The sequence below is a fragment of the Pseudomonas sp. SDT291_1_S447 genome (assembly GCF_054070155.1).
Window position 1 is genome coordinate 80,276 of sequence record NZ_JBSVXS010000014.1, and the last position, 8,814, is coordinate 89,089.

Consider the following 8,814-nt stretch of genomic DNA (forward strand, 5'->3'; position numbering starts at 1 on the left):
GGAGCGGCAATGCAAGCCAACACGCAAACACTCCCCATCACACTGACCCCAGAACTCGACTTCGACCAAAACGCCGCCAGCGCCTTCGGCGAATCACTGACCCACGAATACACCCAAGCCACACCATTCCCGCACATCGTCATCGACAACTTCCTGCAAGCCGACGTCATCGCCAGCATCCGCGAACACTTCCCGGTCGAACCGACCAACAACGAACAAATCTACGAGCGCGGCTACAAAGGCCAACTCAAACGCCAGATCAGCCCCAACGCCTGCAGCCCGTACCTGAAGAACGTGTTCAACACCTTCAACTCCGCACCCATGCTGGAATTCCTCGAAAAACTCACCGGCATTCAAGGGCTGATCCCCGATCCGTATTTCGCCGGTGGCGGCCTGCACGAAACCAAAACCGGCGGCTTCCTCGGCGTGCACTCGGATTTTCGACTAAACAAAAAGCTCAACGTCGAGCGACGGCTGAACGTGATCATTTACCTGACCGAGGATTGGCAGGAGGCGTACGGCGGCAACCTGGAGCTTTGGGATGTGGGGATGAAGAAATGTCTGAAGAAAGTGCTACCGGTTTATAACCGGTGTGTGATTTTTAATACGGACAAGGATAGTAACCATGGGCATCCGGAGCCGTTGACTACGCCGGAACACATCACTCGGCGGTCGATTGCGCTTTATTACTACACGGCGAGTGGGGTGGGCGGGGAGCCGGGGCAGAGGAATAAAACGCACTATAAGCCGCGGCCTAAGGATCGTTGGAGTTTGAGGTATTACTGGAATAAATTTTTCAAGAAAAAAGGGTGAAGGAACATTTGCTTTCGATGAATTCTCTAGCTTCGACTTGCGCCAATGCGCCAATCGGGATCGGTTACGTAAATCGCAATACACCTATACATGGCACTTTGATATAAATTTTCTTGTGTCAACTCCTTCTCCCTGCTACGTTCAATCCGAGTAGCTTAGGGAGTCATCAGGCGGGATGCCAGTTTTACCCTTCTGAGTTGTGATTGCCCGATACACTTCTATCGAGGGGGAGATGGTGAAATGGAAGGCTTTCATGATCCTGTCAGGCATTTGAAGTATCTTCGTCAATCGCTATCTCAAGATAACGAATCAATTGGTTTTTTTATATCGGCGGGGTGTCCTCTTTCGGTAAGCATGTCAGAAGACGATTGGCCGTTAATTCCGGATGTGGCTAATCTCACGAAATTTATTAATGATCAGTTGATTGGTGATTTGCAGTATCAGATCCTGTTAGGTGAATTAATCAAGGCTGAGCGTAATTCCGAAAATATAGAGGATATTCTTAGCTTTCTGAGAAGCCTTGTGGTTGTATCTAAAGGCGGCGATGTTAGAGGGTTGAGCGAAGCTTCACTGCTTGAGCTTGAAAAGAAAATCTGCAAAATTATTGTTAAAAAAATTGATGTGTTACTTCCTAATCAGGATACACCCTATCATCAGCTAGCTAAGTGGATACGCTCAATAGATCGAAAAACACCTGTTGAGATATTTACCACAAACTATGACTTGTTAATGGAGCAGTCGCTAGAAGATCTGGAAATTGAATACTTCGACGGGTTTGTGGGCGCTCGGAGATCTTTTTTTGATTTGAGAGCTCTAGAGGATAATTTGATTCCTGTTCACTGGTCCCGGCTTTGGAAGATTCATGGTTCAATCAATTGGTATAAAGAAGAATCCTCTGGGCAGAAAAAAGTTTATCGGTCTTCGGAGATAAAAGAAGATGCGTCGCATCTTATTTATCCCTCTCATCTAAAGTATGAAGAAAGCCGAAAGATGCCTTATCTTGCGCTCATCGATCAGCTGAACAGATTTGTGCGTAAAAAGTCTTCGTTGTTGATAATGTCCGGCTACTCCTTTAATGATGGGCATCTGAATGATGCTATAGTCAATGCGCTTAAAGCAAACCCCACGGCAATGGTTCTGGCTTTAATGTATGACGAATTTAATACCCAACTTCCTGATGGGGCGATTCGCGAAAGATATCCTGAAGCATATCGGTTAGCAAAAAATCAGCACAACCTAAATATATGGACGTTCAATAAGGCGATTATTGGTACGAATCCAGGTCGATGGGCCCTACTTCCTGAAAGTGATGATGCTGATGTTGATATAAGATCGTTTGTCACTTCTTCAAAAAGTACCGATGGTACCGAAAAAACTGAACATGCAGTCAAGCTAGGTGACTTTGCGGTATTTACGAGTTTTCTAAAGAGGCTAATTGGCTCCGCCACGGGGGAACGCTAATGGCGAGCAAGGAAACCTATTTGGGCGACGTCCAAGATGTTAATGGAACGGCGGTGAGTATTTCGCTATCCAAAAAGTCATTAACTGGCTTTATTTATATCGATGGTCAGGGCTATAGGGTCGGACAGATCGGTAGCTTTGTAAGAATTCCTATTGGCTTTTCTGATTTATACGGAATAGTCAGTCAAGTTGGTGCTAGCGCGATACCTGAGAATAAAAATAGCGATGAAGAGCAAAACAACCGTTGGATGAGAATTCAGCTCGTTGGCGAAGGTGAGCGGAATGGGGCATTTCAAAGAGGATTGTCGCAGTACCCAACTATTGGTGATGAGGTGCATCTGGTTTCTGAAAAGGAATTAAAGGCAATATATGGTCGTCCTGATAGACCCTATTTTGTAAAGCTAGGGCATGTTTCAAATGCTGAGTCAATTCCTGCGCTGATTGACATTAATAGACTTGTAACCCGGCATTCCGCCGTTGTAGGAACTACTGGCTCTGGTAAGTCCACAACTGTGGCAAGCATAATGAATGCATTATCCAACGTTGAAAAGTACCCGTCCTCGCGAATTATTATGCTTGACTTGCACGGTGAGTATGGGGCCGCTCTGAGTGATAGGGCTGATATATTTAAGATTAACTCTTTCAAGTCATCTAAAGTCGCCGAAAAGGATTTGAGGATTCCTTTTTGGGCTCTGAACTTTGATGAGCTATGCGAGATCAGCTTCGGTGAGTTTAATAATGAAAAAGACAAAAATATTGTTATGGAGCGGGTCCATAAGCTAAAAGTCGATTCGATTGCAAAGTATCCTAAGGTCGGAGCGTCATTAGATTCTGTGAATGTGGATTCTCCAATTCCCTTCAGTATTCATCATTTATGGTACGATCTTTTTGTTGAGACGTTTGCCACTTATTATAAAGGTCGCTCGGGTAGGCCAATTGATAATCTCGCTTATGAACTTGATTCTGCAGGGAAAGAGTTAAGAGGCGATCCTGCTGCGGGCATTCCTCCCATATTTAAGAATGTGGTAACCGAGGCTAATGAGGAGAAAATTAACTATCTCCCTGGTTCGTTGAATATTGGCAAAAATGTTTTACTCCTAGGTACAAAACTCCGAATACCTAGGTATGATTTTGTATTTCGCCCTGACGACTGGATGCCTGAATCAGATGGAAAGGTCGTAAGCGACTTAGATAAACTTCTTGAAAGTTGGATTGGCGGAAAATCCATTTCCATATTGGATCTTTCTGGAGTGCCTGTAGATATTTTGCAGACCACTATTGGGGCAGTACTAAGAATATTGTATGAAGCACTTTTTTGGTCGAGAAATTTATCTCAAGGGGGCAGGCATCGGCCTTTATTAATAGTCATGGAAGAGGCTCATATATATCTTAATGATAATCATAAGGGGATGGCAGCTACAATCGTCCAACGAATTGTGAAAGAGGGGCGGAAATATGGAATTGGTGCAATGATTGTCAGTCAGCGACCTTCTGAGATTGCGCCTACAATTCTTTCACAGTGCGGTACGTTTTTCGCCCTGAGGTTGTCTAATTCTACTGATCGTGCTCACATCACCTCTGCGCTTTCAGATAATTTGGACGGACTAACAAGCATGTTGCCTATCTTAAGGACTGGAGAAGCGATAATTTTGGGTGAGGCAGTGAAGCTTCCTATGAGAACGTCTATTTTAGCACCTCCAAAAAATAGGCGACCCGACAGTCAAGATCCAATCGTTTATGATGAATTGCCTATGGATGAGTCGTTTGCTCCAGGCGGGTGGGGAATTAAGATGGAGGATAGCCCAAACTATGAAGAGTTGTTAGAGACATGGCGAGCTCAGAATCCTCGGATTGAGAAAATAAAACCTTAGGAGTAATCATGGAACGAGTTCAGGTATCATCTTCAAATGTTGAGTCTGTAGGTTTCGATGAAGATAGCGAAACTTTAGAGGTGGAATTTAAGAATGGTACGCTATATCAATATTTTGATGTGCCAAAAAATGTTTATGAAGGGTTAGTAGGCGCCGATTCTGTGGGAGGTTATCTCGCCGCAAATATTAAAGGCGTTTATCGATATTCTCGAGCTTAATTGAGTTTTATTGAGAGCGTGAGTTTCTCGTTGTGAGTATTAATTTTCTCTGGGAGACTCGCTCCTCTTCAGGTTTTTTATAGGGCTGCCTAATTCGGTTTGTGTCTGTCTTTTCAGTACTAATGGATAAGATATAAATTGGGTATGGCCGTCGATTGCGATTCTTAATAAATAGATCAATAGCTTGTCGCGAATTATTTTTGGCATGCCCTTTGGCAAAGGGGAGAAAAAAGGGGACGGATTTATTTTCACGCTTCTGGCCGAAACCTGCCGTTTTGCTCATGTTTTTTCAGGTTCATTTCGGCATGGCGGCAGCCTAACCGCCGCCATGGTTAGAGCGGTACCTATTCCACCGGCACCACGTTATCTAACGCCCGATTCACCGCCAACTCCCCAAGCATCACCACTTGCGCAATGCCTTGCAGTGTCTTGCGTGCCGGTCCGTGCACCAGCCCGATCACATCCCCAAGCATCACCGATGCCGAGCCGAGTGATTCACTGGCATTCACCAGCAGTTCCTCAGTCTTGGTGTTCGGGTTGGCGATGAACATCTTGTTGGTTTGGTACGGGGTGAGCATGATTTCCGGGGCAGGGCCGAGGTAGTGGGAGAGGGCGCGGTCGACGGCTTCGTTGAATTTCTTGGCGTCGGGAGATTCGTCGCCCGAGATCGGATCGATTTCTGGCGGATTTGGCGTAATTTTGAACATAGATGAAACTCCTGGGAAACGATTAAGGAGCCATCACACTTCGCTACCAAACGAGGGGTGGCGGCCATGCACAGGTTGGTAGACCGGCCCAGGAGCCCGGCGCGTCCGAGGACGCCCTACGCATGGCCACCATAAAGCGGAGATCAAAAAAGCGATCTCTGCGAAAGGTGCGCAATGCGCCTGGGAAAGTCGGGCTACCAAACCCGATCACTGCTATTCAGTGACCGACTCACAATAGAACCCGCATCCAAGGCGCACAAGCCGGCGGATTCTGGCGTAGTCGTAGGCAACGGCGCAAGGCGTTGTAGGTTGGGATGACGTAACTTGGGGTGTCTTTAAACAAAGTCCAGGAATTGCTTCAACAGGGCAGTTCGAGCTGTTTTTGCGATGTCTTTGTGGACTGGAGGAGCGGGAGCCGTTTTGCGATCCATCGGGGGCAAGCTCTCTCGCTACAGGGGGGAGTTAATTCGCCAGCGAAATCAGCGTGTCGATCACATTGATCGGCACATAAATCAGCGTAATCGCCGCATACGCTTTACGCGACCGAGCCACAAACGCGCCAATCGGCAACACAATCATGATCACATCCAGCAAACCCCAAAGCGCCACCGGCGATGCCTCAAACAACGTGACATTGACGATCAGCCCCAGGCACAGATACGTGGACAGCGACAGCAATGCATAGCGTCCATCCTGTTCGAAATACACGCGCAATCCGTTCTGCTCATCCTCACTGCGACTCGGCAGCAGCAACGCCGCCGTGACAAACAGCGACAGCGTCAGCATCACCAGCAGTAGAAATTCGAGAAACGAGAAGGTCTGTTTCACCGCCGACAGTGCGTTGACGGCCCACCAGAATTGCAGCTGCATGGTAAACAGCATCACCGCCCAGACCAGCGCCACCCAGTCTGGCTTGGCGACGCGGCGGATGCGGAACACCGTTAATGCGCCGAGCAGCAGGCGGGTGACGGAGAGCCCGAGGATCATTGAGAGAACGGTGGCGACGATTGGGAAGTTGCTCATCTTGCCTCTCGCGGACTCGGTTTCGGCTGAAAGGGTGCTTTGGGCAGACTAGGTGGGGCGGGTAGGACCGTCAAACGTGGCTGTGCGGTTGGGTTGGCAGAAAACGGCTGTAGAGCCTTGCGCGGAGGTAATGGATTAGGATGCCCGCAGGTGGAATGGATCTTCTCGACTAAGGATGTGTGGTTTATGGAATCTGCTTTTTCGCAAGTCACCGAGCGTTTGCACAACCGCCGGTTTTCCGTGGCGAACAACGCTCAGGGCTTGTCCGATGCGCGCACGGTGTTTGAATACTTCGTCGAAGGCGCGGTAGTTTGGGGGACTTATGCGGGTGGGCATATTCGCATGGGCAACCAGGTTGGTCGGGTGACCGGGCCTGACAGTATCGAGCTGCTTTATCAGTGCATCACCACGGATGGCGAGATTCGCGCGGGTTGGTCGCGGGGTGTGGTGGGGGTTGATGAGGCGGGGCGGACGACGTTGCGGTTTGTGTGGGGGTGGTTGTCGGGGGCCGAGGGGGGCGGGGAATCGAGTTATGTTGAGGTGGTCGCGTAGCCGAATGATTTTTAGGTACGCGAGCCCTTCAATTACGGCAAATCCAATGAAGTCTTACTCACGGCAGCTACATCCCAAGTCCGCATCACCTGCGTAATCGCCGCATCAATGCTCTCAATCGGCGTGTCATCCCGAGCAAGGATGGAAATCCCCTGCAGGAAACTGTCGAACACCGTCGCCATGGCTGCGGCGTTCGTGTCGTCCGCTAACAGTCCTTCACTCACACCACGCTCGACACACGCCACAATCCCCGCGCGGGTTCGGGCGCGGGAGTGGGTGAGGGCTTGAGCGACGTGGGCATTTTCCGGACTCGGCGCGCTCATGACGCCGAGGGTGACCATGCAGCCTTTGGGGTGGCCGTCGTCGCATTGCATGCGCGCTGACTGGCGCAGTGCGGTTTCGATGGCTTGGCGTGGTGGCAGGGTTTCGTCCCACAGGCATTCGGTGACTTGGGCGAAGGTCGTCAGGTAACGCTGCACACATTCGTCGAACAGGGCTTCTTTTGAGCCGAACGCGGCGTAGAAACTCGGCGCGGAAATGCCGCCGCCCAGTTCAGCCTTCAACAGTGAAAGGGATGTCGAGTCGTAGCCGTGTTGCCAGAACAATTGCATGGCCTGGTCGACGGCGTCGTCGCGATCGAATGCGCGGGGGCGGCCGGTTCTGGCCATAGCTGGAACTCCTCGGAAAGTGATTTGGATACTAGTCGATACATAAGTCGTTGACAACGTGCCTCGGCTGCCGCCAGTATTTTATATCGATCGGTATTTAAGTCTGACATTTTGCTCACAAGGAGTTTCCCGTGACACCTTCATTAACTCTATCGGCAGCGCCAAAACGCCTGCCCATCGGCGCGCTGTTGGCGCTGGCCATGACCGGTTTTATCTGCATCGTCACCGAAACCCTGCCCGCCGGGCTGTTGCCGCTGATCAGCGAAGGCTTGGCGATTTCGCCTTCAATGGCCGGGCAGATGGTCACCGCGTACGCGCTGGGCTCGGTGCTGGCGGTGATCCCGATGACCATCGCCACGCGCGGGTGGCGTCGACGCAATGTGTTGTTGCTGACCATTGTTGGTTTTCTGCTGTTCAACTCGATCACAGCGCTGTCGTCGCACTATGGCGTGACGCTGGTAGCGCGCTTCTTTGCGGGGGTGGCGGCAGGGTTGGCGTGGAGTTTGTTGGCTGGTTATGCGCGGCGGATGGTCGAGCCGGATCAACAGGGAAAGGCGTTGGCACTGGCCATGGTCGGCACGCCGATTGCCTTGTCACTGGGCGTGCCGCTCGGCACTTGGCTGGGAGGACTGGTCGGTTGGCGCACGACGTTCGGGTTGATGTCGGCCCTGACTTTGATGCTGATCGTTTGGGTGTTGGTGAAGGTGCCGGATTATCCGCCGCAACCTGCGCATCAACGTCTGTCGTTGCGCCGCGTGTTGACCACGCCGGGTGTGCGGCCGGTGCTGGCAGTGGTGATCAGCTGGATGCTGGCGCACAACATTCTCTACACCTACATCGCGCCGTTTGTGGCGCCGGCGGGGCTGGCGGATCGCGTGGATCTGGTGTTGTTGGTGTTTGGTCTCGCGGCGTTGGCGGGGATCTGGCTGACGGCGAAACTGGTTGAGCCGCTGTTGCGCAAGACCGTGCTGGTGAGTCTGGCCACGTTTGCACTGGTGTGCGTGGGATTTGGCTTTTACGGACGGGTGCCGGAGGTGATTTATCTGGGCGTGTTGGTGTGGGGACTGAGTTTTGGCGGTGCGGCGACGCTGTTGCAGACGGCTCTGGCGGATGCGGCGGGGGATGGCGCGGACGTGGCGTTGTCGTTGAATGTGGTGGCGTGGAATAGCGCGATTGCTGGCAGCGGCGTGGTCGGCGGGGTGCTGCTGGATCGATGGGGTGTTACCGCTTTCCCATGGGCGATGGTGGTGTTGGTGGCGGTGGGTTTTGTGATTGCCTGGAGTGCTCGAGCGCATGGGTTCAGAGCTGGGCCGCGTGGGGCGGAAGCGGCGGCCGTGGTTGGGCACTGAAGGTTTTTCAACGCAGCTCATTTTTTGAAGTGCGCAAGAAGTTGCGCAGTGACTTTCTTTTTTTCTCGGGTGAATGCCCTGTAGCCCACGTCGTTATTGGCCTCCAGCCAAGTGCGCAACTTCTTGCACACCACTGCGCAAGAAGTTGCGCA

9 protein-coding genes are annotated in these 8,814 nt (G+C 51.2%); 6 read left to right on the forward strand and 3 right to left on the reverse strand.

Going from position 1 to position 8,814, the window contains the following annotated elements:
- The first annotated feature begins 9 nt into the window (after positions 1-9).
- The 4 genes from ACW9IR_RS07725 (at position 10) to ACW9IR_RS07740 (ending at position 4,363) form a co-directional block, all read left to right on the forward strand.
- Positions 10-813 carry a 2OG-Fe(II) oxygenase gene (locus ACW9IR_RS07725; RefSeq protein WP_457462544.1) on the forward strand — a complete coding sequence of 268 codons (804 nt, stop codon included), beginning with the start codon at positions 10-12 and terminating at the stop codon, positions 811-813.
- Positions 814-1,053: 240 nt separating this feature from the next.
- Positions 1,054-2,274 carry an SIR2 family protein gene (locus ACW9IR_RS07730; RefSeq protein ID WP_110719781.1) on the forward strand — a complete coding sequence of 407 codons (1,221 nt, stop codon included), beginning with the start codon at positions 1,054-1,056 and terminating at the stop codon, positions 2,272-2,274.
- Positions 2,274-4,145, forward strand: a complete 1,872-nt coding sequence (locus ACW9IR_RS07735) for an ATP-binding protein (RefSeq protein ID WP_110719780.1) — start codon at positions 2,274-2,276, stop codon at positions 4,143-4,145. Before ACW9IR_RS07730 ends, ACW9IR_RS07735 begins: the two co-directional genes overlap by 1 nt.
- Before the next feature lie 8 nt (positions 4,146-4,153).
- Entirely contained in the window at positions 4,154-4,363 is a 210-nt protein-coding gene (locus tag ACW9IR_RS07740; RefSeq protein WP_110719779.1) for a KTSC domain-containing protein, read from the forward strand.
- 344 nt (positions 4,364-4,707) lie between these two features.
- Here ACW9IR_RS07740 and ACW9IR_RS07745 read toward each other — a convergent pair whose 3' ends face one another.
- Both ACW9IR_RS07745 and ACW9IR_RS07750 read right to left on the reverse strand, forming a co-directional pair.
- The gene (locus ACW9IR_RS07745; RefSeq protein WP_110719778.1) at positions 4,708-5,070 is read right to left on the reverse strand and encodes a DUF6124 family protein; all 363 of its coding nucleotides are present in this window, start codon (positions 5,068-5,070) and stop codon (positions 4,708-4,710) included.
- A gap of 462 nt (positions 5,071-5,532) precedes the next feature.
- Complete coding sequence (locus ACW9IR_RS07750; protein ID WP_110719777.1) at positions 5,533-6,093, reverse strand: hypothetical protein; 561 nt, start codon at positions 6,091-6,093, stop codon at positions 5,533-5,535.
- A gap of 186 nt (positions 6,094-6,279) precedes the next feature.
- Here ACW9IR_RS07750 and ACW9IR_RS07755 point away from each other — a divergent pair, with 186 nt between their 5' ends.
- Positions 6,280-6,645: a hypothetical protein gene (locus ACW9IR_RS07755; protein WP_457462548.1), complete on the forward strand. Its 366-nt coding sequence runs from the start codon at positions 6,280-6,282 to the stop codon at positions 6,643-6,645.
- A 32-nt stretch (positions 6,646-6,677) separates the two neighbouring features.
- Here the strand turns inward: ACW9IR_RS07755 and ACW9IR_RS07760 are convergent, their stop codons facing one another.
- The gene (locus ACW9IR_RS07760) at positions 6,678-7,313 is read right to left on the reverse strand and encodes a TetR/AcrR family transcriptional regulator (RefSeq protein WP_457462550.1); all 636 of its coding nucleotides are present in this window, start codon (positions 7,311-7,313) and stop codon (positions 6,678-6,680) included.
- Positions 7,314-7,444: 131 nt separating this feature from the next.
- Between ACW9IR_RS07760 and ACW9IR_RS07765 the strand changes: the two genes are divergently transcribed.
- Positions 7,445-8,662 (forward strand): MFS transporter, encoded by a 1,218-nt coding sequence (locus tag ACW9IR_RS07765; protein ID WP_110721335.1) that lies wholly within the window; start codon positions 7,445-7,447, stop codon positions 8,660-8,662.
- Positions 8,663-8,814 lie beyond the last annotated feature (152 nt).